Raw genomic sequence first — 17,595 nt, 5'->3', positions numbered from 1 at the left:
TCCTCCCGGCCGCGCGGCGCAGCGGGGCCGACCTAGGCTCGTGAGATGGACAGGGACCGGATCAGCGACCTCGCGCACGCCGACCACCCCATCGCCTCACCGCTCGGCGACGGCAGCGTCGACCGCCTCCTCGCCCTCACGGCCGCCGGGCAGAGGACGGTCCTCGACCTCGGGTGCGGCGACGGCAGCTGGCTGCTGCGAGCCCTGCGGCGCGAGCCGGCGCTGACCGCCGTCGGGGTCGACCACTCCGACGCGGGCTTCGACCGCGTGCGCGAGCAGGCCGAGCGCGAGGGTCTCTCCTCCCGCCTCGAGCTCGTCCGCGACGACGCCCGCGCGTGGACGTCACCCGACCGGTTCGACGTCGTGCTCAGCGTGGGCGCGACGCACGCCTTCGGCGGACTCGAGCCGACCCTGGCCGCGGTCGACGGGCACCTGCGTCCGGGCGGTCGCGCGCTCGTCGGCGAGTGCTTCTGGGAGCGGCCGCCGACGCCGCGCGTCCTCGATCTGCTCGGAGCGCAGCCCGACGACTACGGCGACCTCGCGGCCACCGTCGAGGTCGCCGCCACCGGGTGGGTGCCGCTGCAGGGGCACGTCAGCACCCCGGAGGAGTGGGACGACGACGAGTGGTCGTGGACCGGCGCGCTCGCCACGTGGGCGGCGGACAACCCCGACGACCCCGATCGGGACCAGGTGATGGCCGCATCGGTCGAGCACCGTCGGGCGTGGCTGGAGGGATACCGCGGCACGCTCGGCTTCCTCACCATGGTGCTGGCGCGGTCGCCCGGCCGGTGAGTGGGGCTGCGAGGCGGGGCGGATGCGGCGTCGATCGCGCCGCGGTCGTCAGGCCGCGTGCACGGCCGCGGCCGTGTCGGCGTCCGCGTCTCCGTCGGCCAGGCCGGTGGCTGCACGCGGATCCGCATCCGTACCCGCGCCCGCTCCCGCGTTGAGCCGCGCGAGGTAGCCGGCGAACGCGTCGAGGTCGGCGCGCGTCCACCCGCCGAGCCCGCGGATCAGGCGGCTGCCGCCCTCGGCGTCGTCCGCCTCGATTCCCGCGCGGCCCGACGGGGTGAGCGCGAGAACGCGCACCCGGCCGTCCTGCGCGTCGGCGCCGACCTCCACGAGCCCCAGGTCCTGGAGCTGGCGGAGCTGGCGGCTGACGACGCTGCGGTCGACGCCGAGCTGGTCGGCGACGGCGCTCGCGTGGGCCGCGCCGCAGCGGCGGATCACGCGGAGCATCTTGTAGCCGATGGGCGGCAGCTCCGGGTGGATCCGCGACGCGGCCTCCCGGGTCGTCGCCCGGATGCGCGCGGCGAGCGCGGTCATCTGCTCCTCCACCTCGGCGATGCCCGCGGCGATCCCGTCGGCCGTCCCGTCGGCGCCGCCGGGGGAGTCACCCGCGGCGTCGCCCACGGGGGAGCGGTCCTCGTCGGTCATCGGCGGGAGTCGACCCCGGCGTCCTCCGCCTCAGGGAGCCGGATGGATCCCGTCGGGTTCGCCTCGCCGGCCGGGGTGAGCGCCACGGCGCCGGTGGATGCGCCGATGAGCGCGTCCTCGGCGTCCGTGCGGTGCACCTCGCGGGCGTCGACGGTGGCGGCCTTGTCGCTCTTCAGCTGCACGGCGTTCTTGCTGCCGAGCTGCGCGTTGGGCAGGAAGATCACCGCGATCAGCGACACGATCGCGAGCGGCACGCTGTAGAGGAACACGTCGCCGATGCCTACGCCGTAGGCGCTCTCGACCACGACGCGGACGGCGGGGCTGAGCTGCGAGACCTGCGGGATGACGCCGGAGCCGAGGGCCTGCGCGGCCGCGGCCTGGTCGGCCGGGGCGAGATTCGTGATCCCGGCGGTGATCTCCGACGCGATGATCGTGCCGAGGATGGAGCCCAGCACCGAGACGCCGATGGTGCCGCCGAGGCTGCGGAAGAAGGTGACCGCGCTGGTGGCGACGCCGAGGTTCTTGACCTCGATGGCGTTCTGCACGACGAGGACGAGGTTCTGCATGAGCATGCCGAGGCCCGCGCCGAGCACGAACATGTAGATGCCCACGAGCACGAAGTCGGTGTCGTAGCGGAGCGTGGACAGCAGCGAGGTGCCGGCGACGATGAGCACGGCGCCCGTGATCATGATCGCCTTCCACTTGCCGCGGCGGCTGATCAGGTTGCCGAACACGGTCGACGAGATGAGCAGGCCCGCCATGAGCGGGATGGTCAGGAGGCCCGACTGCGTGGGCGTGGCGCCGCGCGACAGCTGCATGTACTGCGCGAGGAAGACCGAGGTGCCGAACAGCGAGATGCCGACCGCGAGGCTCGCGAGCACCGACAGCGTGAAGGTGCGGTTGCGGAACATGGTGAGCGGGATGATCGGCTCGGCGACCTTGAGCTCGGTGACGACCGCGGCGATCAGCAGCACGACCGCGCCGCCCGCCATGAGGTACGAGGTGCCCGAGGCCCACTCGAACTGCTTGCCGGCCTGCGAGACCCAGATGAGCAGGAGCGAGACGCCGCTGGCGATGAAGACCGCGCCGAGGTAGTCGACGTGCACCTTGCGCCTCGGGTGGGCGGGCAGGTGGAGGGTGACCTGCAGCAGGATGATCGCGATGATCGCGATGGGCAGCGCGATGAAGAAGTTCCAGCGCCAGCCGAACGCGTCGGTCACGACGCCGCCGAGGAGCGGGCCGCCGACGGTGCCGACGGCCATGACGGCGCCGAAGAGGCCGGCGTAGCGACCGCGGTCACGGGGGCTGATGATGTCGGCCATGATGATCTGGCTCAGCGCCGCGAGGCCGCCGGCGCCGAGGCCCTGGAGCACGCGGAAGACGATGAGCGTCTCGGTGTTCTGCGAGAAGCCGGCGAGCGCGGATCCCAGCACGAAGGTGCCGAGGGCGAGCTGGATGAGCAGCTTGCGGTTGAAGAGGTCGGCGAACTTGCCCCAGAGCGGCGTGCTCACGGTGGTGGCGAGCAGCGTCGCGGTGACGACCCAGGTGTAGCCGGACTGGTCGCCCTTGAGGTCGCTGATGATGATCGGCAGCGAGGTCGAGACGACGGTGCCGGCGAGGATCGAGACGAACATGCCGAGCAGGAGGCCCGACAGGGACTCGAGGACCTGGCGCTTCGACATGGATCCGTCGGCCGAGACGGTGCGGCGGGGGGCCTTCGCGGGTGACGCGGTGGCCGGGTGGTGCTGGGACATGTTCCTCCGGGTAGTTGACTGCAGGCAACCATATGCCGATGGTGGATTGTTGTCAACCATCTCGGCCGGCCGTGGATCCGCTGCCCGGGCCGGAGGCGGCGCGCGGTCCGGAGTAGACCGGGAGGGAGTGCCGGTCGACCGACCGGCCTCGATGCGAGGAGGAATCCATGGTCGATTCGGTGGCGACGGTCTGGCTGCCCGTGAAGGACATGACGCGCGCGGTGGCGTTCTACCGCGACACGCTCGGTCTCACGATCACGAGCGAGGACGCGGACTGGAGCGAGATAGACGCGGACGGCCTGATGATCGGGCTCAACGCGCGCGAGGAGGCGAGCGGGTCGTCGAGCGGCGGCGCGGTCATCTCGTTCACGCCCGAGGGCTCGATCGAGGACGAGCTCGAGCGGATCAAGAGCCGCGGCGCCGAGATCACGGGCGAGATCAGCGACCACGAGTGGGGCCGCATCCTCCCGTTCCAGGACAGCGAGGGCAACGACCTGCAGCTGTACACGCCGCCCGCGGGCTAGCCCCGGCGGAGGTCGCCGCTCAGGGCAGCGGCTCGAGGTCGACGTGCACGTCGTCCCCGACCTCGAGGCCGTGGGCGTCGCGGATCGCGCGCTTGACCGGGAGGATCCACGTGCCGTCGCCCTGCGGGAAGACGGAGGTGCGCCAGGTCGTGGTGCCGACGCGGACGCGCACGGGCACGGATCCGAAGCCGCGGCGGCCCGCCTGTCCCATCTCGCGCAGCATCGGGGTGAGGTCGACGGGCAGCGACACGAACGTCCAGAGCTCGCGCCGCGCCTCCCAGGCCCAGAGGGGCGCGGTGAAGTCGAGGGGGAGGTCGTCGCTCATCACTCGACCCTACGGGGGCGCGCTCACCAGCCGGCGCGGCCGGCGACGAGCGCGGCGACCTCCGCCGGGGTGCGGGACGTGGTGTCGATCGCGAGGCCGTCGAGGTCCGCCGCGTCGATGATCGCGGCGAGCTCGGGGGCGCGGTCGCGGTGCCAGGCGAGGGCCGCGGCGTCGTCGCCGTGGCGGGCGTCGAGCCGGGCGCGCACCGCGTCGGCGTCGACCGCGAGCCGGACGAGCAGCGGGTCCCGGGATCCGAGCGCGTCCGCGTATCGCGGCAGGTCGCCGGCGTGCTCGACGACGGCCGCGACCACCACCACGCGTGCCCCGGCCTCCCGGTAGTTGCGGGAGAGGTCGCCGAGGTTGCGGAGCGCCAGCTCCTGCTGGAACGGATCCGCGGGCGGTGCCGGGTGGAGCAGGCGCACGGCGTCCATGTCGACCAGCGCGTGCCGCACCCCGCGCGCGGCGAGGAGGTCGCCGAGCGCGTGCATCGTCGTGGTCTTCCCCGCGCCGACGGTGCCGGTGAGGATGACGGCGTCCGTCATCGCATCTCAGCTGCCGCCCGTGACGAGGTCGCATTCCAGCTCGTCCGCCGCGGCCGCGACGACCTCGAAGGAGGCGGCGCCCGCGCGGATCGTCACCGTCGACATGGCGACCCAGCGGGGGTGCGGCTCGGCGGTTGTGCTGGAGATGGCGTGGCGGAGGATCCGGAGGCGGTCGATGGAGAGCGTCGCGGTGCGGCGGCGGATGACCTGGTCGCGACGGGTGAGGATCAGCAGCTCGCGCGGCGAGCACGCGGCGACGGCGCCCGCGAGGCTCATCGGCCGGAGCCGCTGCAACGCGCCCAGGAGGCCGTCGGCGGTGGGCACGAGCGGCGTGCGCGGGCGCGACGACAGGTAGCCGAGCTGCGGATCCCGGGAGGCCAGGTCCCAGTACGCCGCCGCGACGCCGGCCTCGTCCTGCCCGACGTCGATGCGCGGGGTCGCCCGCGGGGTCCGCGTCGGGCAGGAGCCGGGCACCCCGGCGGACTCGCCCGCGAGCGTCATCAGCAGCTCCGTCAGCTCCACGACCACGTCGGCGGATGCGCCGTTGAACGGGATCCGCAGGGCCTCGCCGTCCGCCATGTGCACCGTGAGCAGGCCGTCGAGCAGGTCGACGCGGTCGCGGACGGCCACGAGGTCGGCGAAGGGGATGCGCCGGGCGGTGAACGCGGATCCGACGCGCGACAGCACCTCCAGGTCGCGGTCGCCGACGACGAGGAGGTGGTCGTACAGGTCCATCGACGGGTCGGTGTCACGGCGCGGGATGTCGCGCGGGACCTTGAGCACGAGACGCGCGGCGAACGGGTCGACGCCGTGCGGGCGGTAGAGGCGGGGGACCTCGTCGGCGGTGCGGACGGTGTCGATCCACGGGCCGAAGGCGTCGTGCTCGGCGGTTCTGGCGTGCGGGGTCACCCCGCGAACGTATACCGCGCTCCGGCGCCCGCGGCAGGGGGGATGACCCCTCTCCGGGGCGGTCTCCCGTGTGCTACGGGAGAGGCCGCGTCAGCCCTCGATCAGGTCGCGCTCGGGCGGCACGGAGGTCCACAGCCCCAGGACGCGACGGGCCAGCGCCTCCTCGAGCCCGCCCAGCGCCTTCACCACGAAGATCGTGGTGCGGGCGGGGGAGCCGGCCTTCGAGAACCCGCGGTCGACCGCGCGCACCCACGTCTCCGCGGCGATCTTCGCGGCCGAGTAGTTGGCGCCGCCGGGGTAGGGGCGCTGCACGGCCGTCGAGGAGACGATCGCGAGGCGGCCGGCCTCGGACGCCTGCAGGTCGGCGTCGAACGCGCGCGTGGTGTTGCGCAGCGTGGTGACGAGCCGCTCGTGCAGGAAGTCCCAGTCGTCGTCGGTCTGGCCCGCGAGGCCGTTGCCGCCGCGCCAGCCGCCGACCAGGTGGATCAGGCCGTCGACGCCGCCGAGGTCCGCCCGGATCCGCTCCGCCAGCTCCCCGACGGCCGCGTGGTCGGCGAGGTCGCACACCTCGCGGCGCTCGGCGTCGACGTCCGCGAGCCGCCCGGCGTCCGTGCCGACCGCGACGACGCGCGCCCCGGCCGCCGTGAGCTCGGCCGCGACCGCGCGTCCGGCCGCGCTCGACGCGCCCGCGACCACGACCACGCGGCCGTCGACGCTCACGCGGCCTGCCCCGTGATCCCCGCGGTCGAGGAGATGACGTCGCGCATCTTCTTCTCCAGCGCCTCGAAGAACATGCTGAGCGGGAACTCGTCGTCGAGCACGAGGTCGGTGAGGCCCTTCGGCGGCCCGTCGAGCGGCAGCGCGTCCGGCCCCTTCGCCCAGGTGGACGCGGGGTGCGGCGTGACGGTCTCGGTGACCATCGCGTACGCGGCCAGCCAGTGGGCGGTCTTCGGCCGGTCGATCGAGCGCCAGTAGAGGTCGTTCACCCGGTCGGCGAGCGCGACGACCACGTCGGCGACGTCGTCCCAGTCGATCGTGAGCCGCGTGTCGGTCCAGTGCAGCACGTGGTGCTGGTGCAGCCACGCGAACAGCAGCTGGCCGCCGAGGCCGTCGTAGTTGCGAACGCGGGATCCGGTGATGGCGAAGCGGAAGATCCGGTCGAAGATCACCGCGTGCTGCACCATGCCGGCGCGCTCCAGGAGGGCGTCGTCGGCGGCGGTGCGCTCGGCGGGATCCACCGCGGCGAGCCGGCGCTGGATGCGGACGGCCTCGCGGAACGCGGTGAGGTCGCACCGCAGCTCCTCGATCGAGTAGAGGAAGAACGGCATCCGCTGCTTGATCATGAACGGGTCGAACGGCAGGTCGCCGCGCATGTGCGTGCGGTCGTGGATGAGGTCCCACATCACGAAGGTCTCCTCCGCGAGCCGCTGGTCGTCCAGCAGGCGACGCGCGTCCTCCGGCAGCTCGAGCTTCGTGACCTCGGCGGCGTGGCGCACCACGCGGCGGAAGCGGGCGGCCTCGCGGTCGGCGAAGATCGCGCCCCACGTGAAGGTCGGCACCTCGCGCATCGCGACGGTCTCGGGGAACAGCACGGCCGAGTTGGTGTCGTAGCCGGGCGTGAAGTCGACGAAGCGGATGGGGACGAACAGCGCGTTGCCGTAGTCGCCCGCCTCCAGCTCCGCGACGAACTCGGGCCAGACGACCTCGATGAGCACGGCCTCGACGAGCCGCGACGCGCTGCCGTTCTGCGTGGTCATCGGGAAGACGACGAGGTGCCGGATCCCGTCCACGCGGTCGCGCTGCGGCTGGAACGCGCTGAGGGAGTCGAGGAAGTCGGGCACGCCGAGGCCCTGGTCGACCCAGCGCGCGAAGTCCACGTCGAGCGCCGCGAGGTACGCGGCGTCGTGCGGGAAGAGCGGGGCGAGGGCGCGGACGGAGTCGCGGATCACCGTGATGAGCCGGGCGGCTTCCGCGTGGTGCGCGGCGTCGGGGATGGACCCGTCCTTGACCTGCATCGGCTGGAGCGCGACGGCGGCGTCCTTGAGGGCGAGCCAGGCGGGGGAGGGGGCGACGCGGGCGACGTCCTCGACGGCCTCGGGCTCGCCGATGACGGCTGCGGGGGCTGCGGCGCTGGACATGGATCGACCTCCGATCGTGCGGGTGCGTGCGGTGCCTCCACCGTAACGGCGCATTCGGCGTCAGATCGTGTCCCGCGTGCGGGTTCCGCGCGTGGATGCGGGCGCCCGCGCAAAGAAGCTGTGCTCGAGCACCTGTCGCCGGTGATCGTGTTGTTCAGCTAAGGCGCTGCTTTCCGCTTGCGGCGTAAGCGTCTTGTGAGAAGTCGCCCTGGAAGAGGTCCTCGTTGAGAAGACGGACTAGCGCGGTAGCGGTTTGCTCGTTAAAGGCCAGCTTTCCCTGCGGCATGTAGACATCCGCATCCATTCCGTGTTCCTCCAGCTTGGCTGAGATGTCGGCCATAGTTACGCGACTCATGTATGGGCGCCTAATGATACTTGTCACTTTTCGGCGCACCACTGAATTTCGGCGAACAATTATCTCCAAAGCCGCGGCGCTGTCTTGCGTAACGTCAAGAGTATCGACCAGCCTGTCGACCCATTCTCGGGATCGCGCCAAGACCGCATCGGAATCTTTAAATAAGCCCTCAAAATTAGCTTGATTGAGAATATACAGCTCGCTCGGGGTGATTATGAGGTCAAAGTGTCCATCGAAGGTGAGAATTGGCTCCTCAAGTTTTGTCAGGGTGTCATCAAAAAGCCTTGCAATCAAGGGTTTGCGAGCAAGTGCCACCGGCGAGTTCTTATGGACGTAGATTGTTTGGTCGGTGTCCGAGCCGAGGACAACCGCCCAGCAGATGATTCTGTTCTCGAAATCGGATGCGGTCGCCGTATCGTGACTGCCGCCCGCTGCAAGCTCCCCTAAGAGATCTGTGTCGAAAGCTTCTTCGCGTTCGGCGATTCGAGGGGCACCATCTTCCGCAGGCGAGTCTGGGTCATAACTTTCTAATTCAGAATGTATTAGCGCTGCCGCGGCGGCCGCTAGTTCCTCGAGTCGGCTAGCGACATCACCTCCAACCATCACAACTCGCGCATGGGTGGCTGCTCCTTTGCGCCACGCAACAATGAGAACGGCTGGGCCGGTTGTTGAAAGAGTCATGACGTCTCCGTGTTGGTTGAAGGTGTGCGTCGAGTTACATCGACGCCGACGGCGGGGCCCGCGCTCGGGAGGCGCAGCGCCTTTAGTTCATCACCGTTTGCGAGCATGCGTCGAGTAAGTATGGTTAAGGAGTACTCTTCTTTATCTCGAATGGTTATGATTCGATACCCGAGGAGATACACGAGGGGATTGACTTGAAGAACACTAGTTTTGGTCGTGATGAGAACGGCCAGTCCCAAGAAGGCGGCATAAGCAATTAGGTCCGGAGTGGCAGGATCTGCTGAAATGACGAAAGGGACTAGGTAGCTCGCAAGGTGCCCGGCCACCTCTGCGCCAGGCTCCTGAACGCTCTTGACGATATGGCTAGTCGGACTCCCGCGTCGCGCGAGCAGGAAGATTAGTGCTAGCGCCACTGTGCCTGCAGTTGCAAGCGGCAGTGCGCCCACTTTGAGGGTTGGGGGCTCAAGGCGTAGGGCCAGCAGGGCGAACAACGGCACGTAGGATGAGAAAGCGAGAAGGGGCCTCGCAAACATTTGTGCTCCCTTGGCTCGCTTCACTCTAGCTAATGTGCCATGTCACCTTTGGCCCCAAAAGGGGGTCAGTGGATGACCGGAGCGCTGCTGCTGGTTTGAGGCTTGTCTAAACGCGGGCTACGCCTCGTCGTCGACCGGGACCGGCGTCGTCGTCCCCGTCTCGTGGTCGCGACGGAGGACGGCGTACCCGACGGATGCGCGCGGCTCGCCGCCCACGACGGGCCAGCCGTCGCGGTAGTGCGCCTCCTTCACGAAGCCCGCGCGCACGAGCACCCGGCGCATCGGCCGGTTGTCGTCGCGCGTCTGCGCCTCGAAGCGCGTCACGTGCGGGTACGTGCGGAACACGTGCGATGTCATCGCGCGCACCACGGGCACGCCGAGTCCGCGGCCGCGCGCCGACTCCGCGAGGCGCAGGTCGAACAGCACGCCCGGATCCTCGAGGTCGTCGAGCACGACGAGGCCCACGCGGCCGTATCCGGCGACGTCGATCCAGAGGGCGGCGTGCTCGGGCCCGGCGAAGTCGCCGTCGGCGATGCGCGCGTCGACGTCCGCGACGGTCGGCTGCGACCGCACGTGGAAGGGGAACGCGTTCGACGTGAGGAAGGCACGGAGGGCGTCGGCGTCGGCGTCCACGTCGACCGGCACGAGTCGGACCTCGGGATCGGCGCTCACCACGGCGTGCCGCACAGGTCGAGGTCGCCGTCGGCGGGCGCGGGCATCCGGCCGGGCCGGATCATGGTCGGCTCCAGGTCGAGCACCACGCGCTCGCCGCCCTGCACCATCCACGTGGTCCCGGCGAAGGGCGCGAAGCCCACGCGGGCGTAGAAGGGCATCCTCGCCGGGTCGCAGACGAGCACCGTGAGGTCGGGACCATGCGCGTCGACCGCGGCGAGCGCCCGGTCGAGGGCGGCCCGCGCGTAGCCCCGGCGCCGGAGCGCGGTCGCGGTGGCCACGCCGCCGATGCCGGCCAGCCGCACGGGCGCGCCGTCGAGCAGGCCGTCCCGGTGGACGATGCCCACCATGGCGGCCACGCGCCCCGCGGGGTCGCGCGCGATCGCCGTCTCCTCCGACGTGGCCCAGGCCATGTCGCCCGCCGGATCGTCCGGCGCCGGTGCGAAGGCCTCGTCGGTGAGCGCCGCGGTCGCGGCGCGATCCGCGGGCGAGAGCGCGGAGGTGGGGTGCAGCTCGGTGATCACGGCGGTCCTCGGGGTCACGCGGGCGTCGTCGCCCGCCCTCGTCATTCTCCACAGGCGCGGGTGAACAGCGGGTGAACCCGACGGTCCCCCGTAGAGGGGACGCGCGAGCAGGGCGCATGCTCATCGCCGTGGATCCCTTCATTCTCCTCGTGCTCGTCGTCATCACGGCGCTCGCCTTCGACTTCACCAACGGCTTCCACGACACGGCGAACGCGATGGCAACGTCCATCGCGACCGGCGCGTTGAAGCCCAAGGTCGCGGTCACGCTCTCCGCCGTGCTCAACCTCGTGGGCGCCTTCCTCAGCATCGAGGTCGCGCTCACGGTCACGAACGCGGTCGTGAAGATCCAGGACAAGTCGGGCGCCCCCGACCCGGCGCTGCTGCAGGGCGGCGGATCCGCGCTGCTGCTCATCGTGCTCGCGGGCCTCATCGGCGGCATCGTCTGGAACCTGCTCACCTGGCTGCTCGGCCTCCCATCGAGCTCCTCGCACGCGCTGTTCGGCGGCCTCATCGGCTCGACGCTCGCGGGCCTCGGAGTCAACGGCGTGAACTGGGCGGGCGACGGATCCAAGCTCGACGGCGTCGTGGGCAAGGTGATCCTGCCGGCGCTCATGTCGCCGATCCTCGCCGGGGCGGTGGCCGCGGTCGGCACCTGGCTGGTGTTCCGGATCGTCGGCAACCTCGCCGGGCGCGGCCTCGACCGCACCTTCCGCATCGGCCAGATCGGCAGCGCCTCGCTCGTCTCGCTCGCGCACGGCACGAACGACGCGCAGAAGACCATGGGCGTCATCACGCTCGCGCTCATCGCGGCGGGCGGCTGGACCGACACGGAGTCCGTGCCGTTCTGGGTGAAGATCAGCTGCGCGCTCGCCATCTCGCTCGGCACCTACATCGGCGGCTGGCGCATCATCCGCACGGTCGGCAAGGGCCTCGTCGAGATCGACACGCACCAGGGCATGGCGGCCGAGAGCTCGTCGGCCGCGGTCATCCTCGCGTCCAGCCACCTCGGCTTCGCGCTCTCCACCACGCACGTGGCCACCGGGTCCATCCTCGGCTCCGGCGTCGGCCGGCCCGGCGCGCAGGTGCGCTGGCGCGTGGCGCTGCGGATGGTCGTGGCGTGGATCATCACCCTCCCGGCCGCCGCGCTCGTCGGCGCGGTCATGTGGTGGCTCGGCCACCTCATCGGCGGAGCTGCCGGCGGCATCGCGATGACGCTCGTGCTCATCGCCGTCTCGATCACCGTCTACGTCCGCTCGCGCAAGGACGACGTGGGCGCGCACAACGTGAACGACGAGTGGTCCGACGAGAAGGCCGCCCGCCCCGCCCCCAGCCCGCCGACGCCTGAAGGATCCCGCCATGCTCCCCCTCTTCCTCTCCGCGGTCGGCCAGGTCGCCCTCGTCGCCCTCGTCCTCGGCGCGGGCCTGCCCGCCCTCTTCGCGCTCGGGGTGCGGTCCTTCGCGCTCGCCAGCCCCGACACCAGCGGCCGCGTCGCCGGATCCGACTCCGCGCGCCGCCTGCCACCCGTCGTCCTCCAGGCGGTCGGCGCCCTCTGCTACGCGGTCGTCGTCCTCGCCGTGGTCGCGGGCCTCACGCTCATCATCGCGACGGGCTTCGGCCAGTCGGTGAGCTTCGAGCACGTGATCCCGACCTTCACCTCGAAGGGCTGATCATGACCGAGAGCGCATCCGAGGGCGGCGGGCCGGGCGACGGCGCGACCGGCGTCGTCGTCCCCGACCGCGGCATCGTCCAGCGCGTCGTCGGTTGGCTGCGGGCGGGCTACCCGACCGGCGTGCCGGACCAGGACTACGTGCCGCTGCTCGGCATCCTCCGCCGCAGCCTCACCGCCGAGGAGCTCGAGCAGGTGGTCGACCAGCTCGTCGACGACGCCGTGGCGGCGGAGGCGGCGGGCGAGGAGATGGGCCGGAGCCAGCTCCGCGAGCGCGTCGAGGCGATGCTGCTCGGCCCCGCGATGCCCGAGGACCTGGTGCGCGTCTCGGCCCGGCTGGCGGCCGCGGGCTGGCCGCTCGGATCCCCCGACGACCTGCACGAGCCGGACGCCGCCGACGCGCGCGCGACCGAGCGCACGGGCCTCGTCTCCCGGATCGTCTCCTGGCTCCGCGCCGGCTACCCCGCGGGTCTCCCCGAGCAGGACTTCGTGCCGCTGCTGGCGCTGCTGCGTCGCCGCCTGAGCGACGAGGAGGTGCAGCAGGTGAGCGCCCGCCTCGCGTCCGAGGGCGGGCTGCCGGCCAGCCGCCTCGACGTCGCCTCCGCCATCGCGGGCGTCACCTCCGAGATGCCGTCGGACGCCGACGTCGAGCGCGTGCGCGCCTACCTCGAGGCGCACGGCTGGCCGGAGGGCTTCCGCATCTGACCCCGGCGGGGACCCCGGACTTGCACTGAGCACACGATGGTGCAAACATGCACTCCGTGACGACGAGTGCAACGGGACTCCGTGAGCGTCGCCGGGCAGAGACCTCGGCGCGGCTCACGACGCTCGCGCTCCGGATGACCGCCGAGCGCGGCCTCTCCGGCTTCACGGTCGAGGAGGTCTGCGACGAGGCCGGCGTCTCCCGCCGCACCTTCTTCAACTACTTCGCCTCCAAGGAGGACGCGCTCTTCGGGCGCTCCGCGCACGTCGACACCGCCGACCTCGAGGAGGCGTTCGTCGCGGCCGGCGACCCTCGGGATCCGGCGCTCTCGCCCACCCTCCTCGACGACCTCGCGGAGCTGTGCCTCGAGCGCTGGGCCCGCCTCGACACCGACGGCACCTCGATGCAGGACATGCACGCGGCCTTCCGCCGCGAGCCCGGCCTCCTCGTGCGCGCCCTCGAGGCCGCCATGGAGGACGAGGCGAAGGACGTGCTCCTCGTGGAACGCCGCGAGGGCCTGCCCGCCGGCGACCTCCGCGCGTCCGTCGTCGTCCAGACCATGGGCTCGCTCGGCCGGGCGAGCGCGCGCGAGTTCCTCGTCGCGGGCAACGCCGACCCGATCCAGCTCATCCTGCGGCGGCGCCTCGACGCCCTCCGCGAGATCGCGCACCCCGCCACCGTGACCACCCGCCAGCACGAACGGACCCCATGACCACCACCGCCCCGGCGCCCCTCCTGCTCACGCAGCGGCGCATCTGGATCATCTTCTCGGCCCTCATCGCCGGCATGCTCCTGTCGAGCCTCGACCAGACCATCGTCTCCACCGCGATGCCGACCATCGTCGGCGAGCTCGGCGGCGTCGACCACCAGGTCTGGATCACCACGGCCTACCTGCTCGCCACCACGATCGTCATGCCCATCTACGGCAAGTTCGGCGACGTGCTCGGCCGGCGGAACCTCTTCCTCGCGGCCATCGCGATCTTCACGCTCGCCTCGGTCGGCTGCGCGTTCGCGGGCGACTTCTGGTCGTTCGTGGTGTTCCGCGCGGCGCAGGGCCTCGGCGGCGGCGGGCTCATGATCCTGTCGCAGTCGATCATCGCCGACATCGTGCCGGCCAACCAGCGCGGCAAGTACCTCGGCCCGCTCGGCGGCATCTTCGGGCTCTCGGCCGTCGGCGGACCGCTGCTCGGCGGCTTCTTCGTCGACCACCTCACCTGGCAGTGGGCGTTCTACATCAACATCCCCATCGGGATCGCGGCCTTCGTCGTGGCGTTCATCACGCTGACGCTGCCGAGCAAGAAGGCGACCAAGCGGATCGACGTGGCCGGCGTCGTGCTGCTCTCCATCGCCACGACCTGCCTCATCTTCTTCACCGACTTCGGCGGCGACAAGGCCTACGGCTGGGGGTCGCTCCTCACCTGGGCGTGGGGCCTCGGGCTCGTGGTCGCGGCGTCGCTGTTCGTGTTCACGGAGTCGCGGGCGGACGACCCGGTGATCCCGCTGAGCCTGTTCCGGAACCCCGTCTTCGTGAACGCCACGGCCATCGGCCTCGCGCTCGGCATCGGGATGTTCGCGGCCATCGGCTTCGTGCCGACGTTCCTGCAGATGTCGACCGGCACGTCCGCCGCGGTCTCGGGGCTGCTGCTCCTGCCGATGATGGTGGGCCTCATCGGCATGTCGATCACGTCGGGCATCCTCATCAGCCGCACCGGGAAGTACCGGATCTTCCCCATCGTCGGGACGCTCCTCACCATGCTCGCGCTCGTGCTGATGACCTCGCTCACCGCTGAGACGCCCGTGTGGCTGATCTGCGTGTTCCTGTTCGTCTTCGGGCTGGGGCTCGGCCTGATCATGCAGGTCGTGGTGCTCGTGGTGCAGAACGCGGTGCCCGCCGCGCAGATCGGCACGGCGACCAGCACGAACAACTACTTCCGCGAGGTGGGCGCCGCGCTCGGCACGGCCGTGTTCGGCACGCTGTTCACGACGCGGCTCACCGAGAACCTCACGACCGTTTTCGCCGGCGCCGGGGCCTCGCCCGACGGCGCCGCGAGCTCGGCCAGCAGCATCGACCCGCAGACGCTGAACGGGCTGCCCGACGCCGTGCGCGACGGGATCGTGAACGCGTACGCCGACGCGCTGGCGCCCGTGTTCTGGTACCTCGTGCCGTTCATCGCGATCGCGTTCGTGCTCTCGCTCCTGCTCAAGCAGATCCCGCTGTCGGACGTCGCCGGGCTCGTCGCCCGCGGCGAGGCGGTGGGCGGCGAGGAGGCCGAGCGGCTCGAGGCGGAGCAGCGCGTGGGCGTGCGCGCCGGCACGAGCCCGGCGCAGGCGACCGGACCGGACGCGGCCGACGAAGCGTCGCGGATCGCGGTGCCGTCGAGCGACGAGCGGGACGGCCGCCCCGAGCGCTGATCCCCGTCGGCGGGATCACCCGTTGACACGGCCGCCCGCGGCTGGTCGACTCACGGCAGGGCCGTCGTCCCGTGAGGAGCGGCGGCCTGTCCCGTCCCGCAGAGCCGCCGGAGGTCGCCGTGAGCGAGCCCATCGTCATCACCCGCACGTTCGCCGCCCCGCGGGAGCGCGTCTTCGACGCGTGGACCACGCCGGCCGACTTCTCCGCCTGGTTCGGCACCGCCGCGGTCGACGTGCCGCTCGACACCCTGCGCATGGACGTGCGCGTCGGCGGCGCGTGGAGCGCGGTGATGCGGCTGCCCGACGGCGGATCGATCGACTGGGCGGGCGAGTACGTCGAGCTCGACCGGCCGTCGCGCATCGCGATGACGATGACGGACCGGCCGGACGCGCCCGCGGGCGAGCCGCTCACGGTCGACCTCGAGGAGGTCGCGGGCGGCGCGACGCGCATGACCATGACGCAGCGCGCGGGCGAGTTCACGCCCGAGCAGCGTGAGATGACGATCCAGGGCTGGGGCGCGTTCCTCGACGTGATGGCGGGGCTGGTCGCGCCGACCGCCTAGCGGGGGTCGTCGGCGGGCCGCTCGCGCCGCGGCCGCCGCACCACGCCGACCGCGGTGATCCCCGCCGCTCCGAGCGCGGACGCGAGGACGGCCAGGAACGGCAGCTCGTCGGCGGACATGCCCGTGGCCGCGAGCGTGTCGCCGCGCGCGGCGGAGGCGTCGGCGGCGGTGAGCTCGGCGGGCGAGCCGGGAAGCCGACCGGGGTCGGACGCACCGGGCGAGGTCGTCCCGGGATCCACCACGGCAGCGCCCGTGAGGCAGCGGCGCACCTCGCCCACGTCGTAGAACAGCGAGCCGGCCGCGATGGGCATGCAGCCCGCGCGGAACGGGATCGCCTTCTCGTCGTAGAGCATCCGCACGATGGCGCGGCCGCTCGCGTCGCGGAAGACGTCCCACTGCACGTTCGCGGCCATCGGCGTCACGGTCTCGCCGCGCCACGCGTTCGTCGCGTACGTGTACGGGGCCTCCGGCGTGACCGGCTGCGTCGAGCCGGGCAGGCCGAGGAGCGCGGCGAACGGGATGATCGTCTCGGCGTGCGCGAAGCGGAAGGTCGCGGCCGTGGAGGATCCGGCGAGCCGCGCGTCCATCGAGTCGAGGAAGTCGTCGAGGAGCGGTGTCGCCATCCTGTAGGTGATGTCGCTGCCCTGGAACGCCGGGCCCTTCGAGTAGAAGTCCTCGGAGTCGAGCAGGTAGGCGAACCACTCGGTGTCCGCGTCGTCGCCCGAGAAGTAGCGGTCGAAGTCGACGCTGACCTCCTCGGTCATGTCGGGCGCGATGATGTACAGGTTGTAGAGCATCATCGCGGCGTCGAGCTCGTCGTCGACGTGGGTGCCGCCGTCGCCGCCGTCGACGAAGTGGTACTGCCCGGCCGCGAGGCGGTCGACGAAGGCGGGCGTGTAGACGCGCTCGAGCAGGCGGCGCGCGGCCTCGTGGCTGCGGGGCTGGGCATAGATCGCATCGACCGCGGCGGTCACCGCGGGCCCGTCCTCGTAGGCCCGGTAGTCGGCGTTGGCGGCCGACTTGTGGAAGTACAGCGTGTCGGGATCCTTGGCGATGTCCTTCGGCAGGTGCGAGGCGAGGAGCGGATCCGCCCGCGTCAGCCCCTCCGCGAACGCCTTGCCCGACGCGGTGGCGCGCGCCTCGCCCGAGCTCTCGAGCGCGACGGTGTCGGATCCCGCGTCGATGCCGGCGAACAGCGTGGGCAGCCGCTCGACGACGCGCGCGCCGATGCCGCGGTGCTGGTCGGCGCCCTGGCCGGTGAGGTTGCCGTAGCCGAGCTTCTCGTTCGCGGCCGTGAGCTTCTGGACCTCCGGGCCGAGCGTCTCGCCGAGCGTCGTGAGCGCGCCCTCGGAGCGCGCCTGCTCCCACACCTGCGTGGTGAGCGAGTCGTACTTGTAGCTCGACAGGGCGCGGGATCCGTGGCGCGCGACCGACTCCGTGTACACGGGCGCGCACCCGGCGGGCGCGGGCGCGAGGTCGGCCGCGGTGCCCTGCGGGGCGTAGGGGGTCTTGCTGCTGTAGTACGTGCGGTCGGCGGTGCCGGTGCCGGTGCCTGTGCCGGCCGCGGTGCCGGCGCCGGTCGCGGCGAGCGCCGGGAGGGCGGATCCGCCGGCGGCGATCCCGAGGGCCAGCGCGAGCGCGACGGAGGCGGACAGGCGGCGGCGGGTGCGGAGGCGCATGGGTTCCTGGCGGAGCGGGCGCGGCGCGGGGTGCGCGCGGCGGCGGTGCGGGTCGGTCGCGGGCGCGACGGGGGCGACGCTAGGCGGATCGCATGACGCGGCGGTGTCCCGTCGTTGAACGGGCGGGGCGACGGCCGGGGCGACGGCCGCGCGTCGGGGCCGGCCGGGGCGCCCGTAGGG

Annotated in this window: 17 protein-coding genes and 1 pseudogene; 7 read left to right on the top strand and 11 right to left on the bottom strand. The window is 71.8% G+C overall.

The annotated features are described in order from the left end of the window. The first annotated feature begins 45 nt into the window (after positions 1–45). The gene (locus B5P21_RS14790) at positions 46–792 is read left to right on the top strand and encodes an SAM-dependent methyltransferase (RefSeq protein ID WP_094171330.1); all 747 of its coding nucleotides are present in this window, start codon (positions 46–48) and stop codon (positions 790–792) included. 48 nt (positions 793–840) lie between these two features. On the opposite strand, the gene B5P21_RS14785 is transcribed toward B5P21_RS14790, so the two are convergent. Then, positions 841–1,434: a MarR family winged helix-turn-helix transcriptional regulator gene (locus tag B5P21_RS14785; RefSeq protein WP_045526486.1), complete on the bottom strand. Its 594-nt coding sequence runs from the start codon at positions 1,432–1,434 to the stop codon at positions 841–843. Continuing rightward, positions 1,431–3,188, bottom strand: a complete 1,758-nt coding sequence (locus B5P21_RS14780) for an MDR family MFS transporter (protein WP_246865306.1) — start codon at positions 3,186–3,188, stop codon at positions 1,431–1,433. The genes B5P21_RS14785 and B5P21_RS14780 overlap by 4 nt, the downstream gene beginning before the upstream one ends. Positions 3,189–3,355: 167 nt before the next feature. Here B5P21_RS14780 and B5P21_RS14775 point away from each other — a divergent pair, with 167 nt between their 5' ends. Further along, complete coding sequence (locus B5P21_RS14775) at positions 3,356–3,712, top strand: VOC family protein (RefSeq protein WP_045526487.1); 357 nt, start codon at positions 3,356–3,358, stop codon at positions 3,710–3,712. A 19-nt stretch (positions 3,713–3,731) separates the two neighbouring features. Here the strand turns inward: B5P21_RS14775 and B5P21_RS14770 are convergent, their stop codons facing one another. The 8 genes from B5P21_RS14770 to B5P21_RS14735 form a co-directional block, all read right to left on the bottom strand. Beyond that, positions 3,732–4,037: a DUF1905 domain-containing protein gene (locus B5P21_RS14770; protein WP_045526488.1), complete on the bottom strand. Its 306-nt coding sequence runs from the start codon at positions 4,035–4,037 to the stop codon at positions 3,732–3,734. A gap of 23 nt (positions 4,038–4,060) precedes the next feature. Then, positions 4,061–4,579 (bottom strand): adenylyl-sulfate kinase, encoded by a 519-nt coding sequence (locus B5P21_RS14765; RefSeq protein ID WP_045526489.1) that lies wholly within the window; start codon positions 4,577–4,579, stop codon positions 4,061–4,063. 6 nt (positions 4,580–4,585) lie between these two features. Continuing rightward, positions 4,586–5,488, bottom strand: coding sequence for a hypothetical protein (locus tag B5P21_RS14760; protein WP_045526490.1), 903 nt, complete (start codon positions 5,486–5,488; stop codon positions 4,586–4,588). A gap of 90 nt (positions 5,489–5,578) precedes the next feature. Then, on the bottom strand, positions 5,579–6,208 hold the full coding sequence (locus tag B5P21_RS14755; protein WP_045526491.1) for an SDR family oxidoreductase: 630 nt from the start codon (positions 6,206–6,208) through the stop codon (positions 5,579–5,581). After that, positions 6,205–7,626 carry a DUF6421 family protein gene (locus tag B5P21_RS14750; protein WP_094171329.1) on the bottom strand — a complete coding sequence of 474 codons (1,422 nt, stop codon included), beginning with the start codon at positions 7,624–7,626 and terminating at the stop codon, positions 6,205–6,207. Before B5P21_RS14750 ends, B5P21_RS14755 begins: the two co-directional genes overlap by 4 nt. A 154-nt stretch (positions 7,627–7,780) precedes the next feature. Next, positions 7,781–8,662 (bottom strand): Kiwa anti-phage protein KwaB-like domain-containing protein, encoded by an 882-nt coding sequence (locus B5P21_RS14745; RefSeq protein ID WP_094171328.1) that lies wholly within the window; start codon positions 8,660–8,662, stop codon positions 7,781–7,783. Positions 8,663–9,312: 650 nt separating this feature from the next. Next, positions 9,313–9,867: a GNAT family N-acetyltransferase gene (locus B5P21_RS14740; protein WP_045530114.1), complete on the bottom strand. Its 555-nt coding sequence runs from the start codon at positions 9,865–9,867 to the stop codon at positions 9,313–9,315. Then, positions 9,864–10,409: a GNAT family N-acetyltransferase gene (locus B5P21_RS14735; protein WP_158385355.1), complete on the bottom strand. Its 546-nt coding sequence runs from the start codon at positions 10,407–10,409 to the stop codon at positions 9,864–9,866. The genes B5P21_RS14740 and B5P21_RS14735 overlap by 4 nt, the downstream gene beginning before the upstream one ends. A 110-nt stretch (positions 10,410–10,519) precedes the next feature. On the opposite strand from B5P21_RS14735, the pseudogene B5P21_RS14730 reads away from it, so the two are divergent. From B5P21_RS14730 to B5P21_RS14705, 5 genes and pseudogenes are all read left to right on the top strand, one after another. Continuing rightward, a pseudogene (locus B5P21_RS14730) lies at positions 10,520–11,725 on the top strand (inorganic phosphate transporter); the annotation flags it as partial. A gap of 336 nt (positions 11,726–12,061) precedes the next feature. Further along, positions 12,062–12,763 carry a DUF3349 domain-containing protein gene (locus tag B5P21_RS16610; RefSeq protein ID WP_119448687.1) on the top strand — a complete coding sequence of 234 codons (702 nt, stop codon included), beginning with the start codon at positions 12,062–12,064 and terminating at the stop codon, positions 12,761–12,763. A 134-nt stretch (positions 12,764–12,897) separates the two neighbouring features. Further along, complete coding sequence (locus B5P21_RS14715) at positions 12,898–13,473, top strand: TetR/AcrR family transcriptional regulator (RefSeq protein WP_236688766.1); 576 nt, start codon at positions 12,898–12,900, stop codon at positions 13,471–13,473. Continuing rightward, positions 13,470–15,173 (top strand): MDR family MFS transporter, encoded by a 1,704-nt coding sequence (locus tag B5P21_RS14710; protein WP_094171327.1) that lies wholly within the window; start codon positions 13,470–13,472, stop codon positions 15,171–15,173. The genes B5P21_RS14715 and B5P21_RS14710 overlap by 4 nt, the downstream gene beginning before the upstream one ends. 119 nt (positions 15,174–15,292) lie before the next feature. Further along, a complete protein-coding gene (locus B5P21_RS14705) occupies positions 15,293–15,736 on the top strand; it encodes an SRPBCC family protein (protein ID WP_045526500.1) in 444 nt (147 codons plus the stop codon). On the opposite strand, the gene B5P21_RS14700 is transcribed toward B5P21_RS14705, so the two are convergent. Further along, positions 15,733–17,415 carry a histidine-type phosphatase gene (locus tag B5P21_RS14700; RefSeq protein WP_094171326.1) on the bottom strand — a complete coding sequence of 561 codons (1,683 nt, stop codon included), beginning with the start codon at positions 17,413–17,415 and terminating at the stop codon, positions 15,733–15,735. The two genes, B5P21_RS14705 and B5P21_RS14700, sit on opposite strands and share 4 nt — an antisense overlap. Positions 17,416–17,595 lie beyond the last annotated feature (180 nt).

Origin of the sequence: Clavibacter michiganensis subsp. insidiosus, assembly GCF_002240565.1 — a bacterium.
Classification (GTDB): Bacteria; Actinomycetota; Actinomycetes; order Actinomycetales; family Microbacteriaceae; genus Clavibacter; species Clavibacter insidiosus.
Note: the sequence above shows the minus strand (reverse complement) of the source record. Positions and strands in the feature narration are given on the sequence as shown.

What these genes read in the sequence shown, in the direction of transcription:
- B5P21_RS14790 (WP_094171330.1), top strand. Translation starts at nt 46, where the DNA reads ATGGACAGGGACCGGATCAGCGACCTCGCGCACGCCGACCACCCCATC.
- B5P21_RS14785 (WP_045526486.1), bottom strand. Translation starts at nt 1,434, where the DNA reads ATGACCGACGAGGACCGCTCCCCCGTGGGCGACGCCGCGGGTGACTCC.
- B5P21_RS14780 (WP_246865306.1), bottom strand. Translation starts at nt 3,188, where the DNA reads ATGTCCCAGCACCACCCGGCCACCGCGTCACCCGCGAAGGCCCCCCGC.
- B5P21_RS14775 (WP_045526487.1), top strand. Translation starts at nt 3,356, where the DNA reads ATGGTCGATTCGGTGGCGACGGTCTGGCTGCCCGTGAAGGACATGACG.
- B5P21_RS14770 (WP_045526488.1), bottom strand. Translation starts at nt 4,037, where the DNA reads ATGAGCGACGACCTCCCCCTCGACTTCACCGCGCCCCTCTGGGCCTGG.
- B5P21_RS14765 (WP_045526489.1), bottom strand. Translation starts at nt 4,579, where the DNA reads ATGACGGACGCCGTCATCCTCACCGGCACCGTCGGCGCGGGGAAGACC.
- B5P21_RS14750 (WP_094171329.1), bottom strand. Translation starts at nt 7,626, where the DNA reads ATGTCCAGCGCCGCAGCCCCCGCAGCCGTCATCGGCGAGCCCGAGGCC.
- B5P21_RS14745 (WP_094171328.1), bottom strand. Translation starts at nt 8,662, where the DNA reads ATGACTCTTTCAACAACCGGCCCAGCCGTTCTCATTGTTGCGTGGCGC.
- B5P21_RS16610 (WP_119448687.1), top strand. Translation starts at nt 12,062, where the DNA reads ATGACCGAGAGCGCATCCGAGGGCGGCGGGCCGGGCGACGGCGCGACC.
- B5P21_RS14715 (WP_236688766.1), top strand. Translation starts at nt 12,898, where the DNA reads ATGACCGCCGAGCGCGGCCTCTCCGGCTTCACGGTCGAGGAGGTCTGC.
- B5P21_RS14710 (WP_094171327.1), top strand. Translation starts at nt 13,470, where the DNA reads ATGACCACCACCGCCCCGGCGCCCCTCCTGCTCACGCAGCGGCGCATC.
- B5P21_RS14700 (WP_094171326.1), bottom strand. Translation starts at nt 17,415, where the DNA reads ATGCGCCTCCGCACCCGCCGCCGCCTGTCCGCCTCCGTCGCGCTCGCG.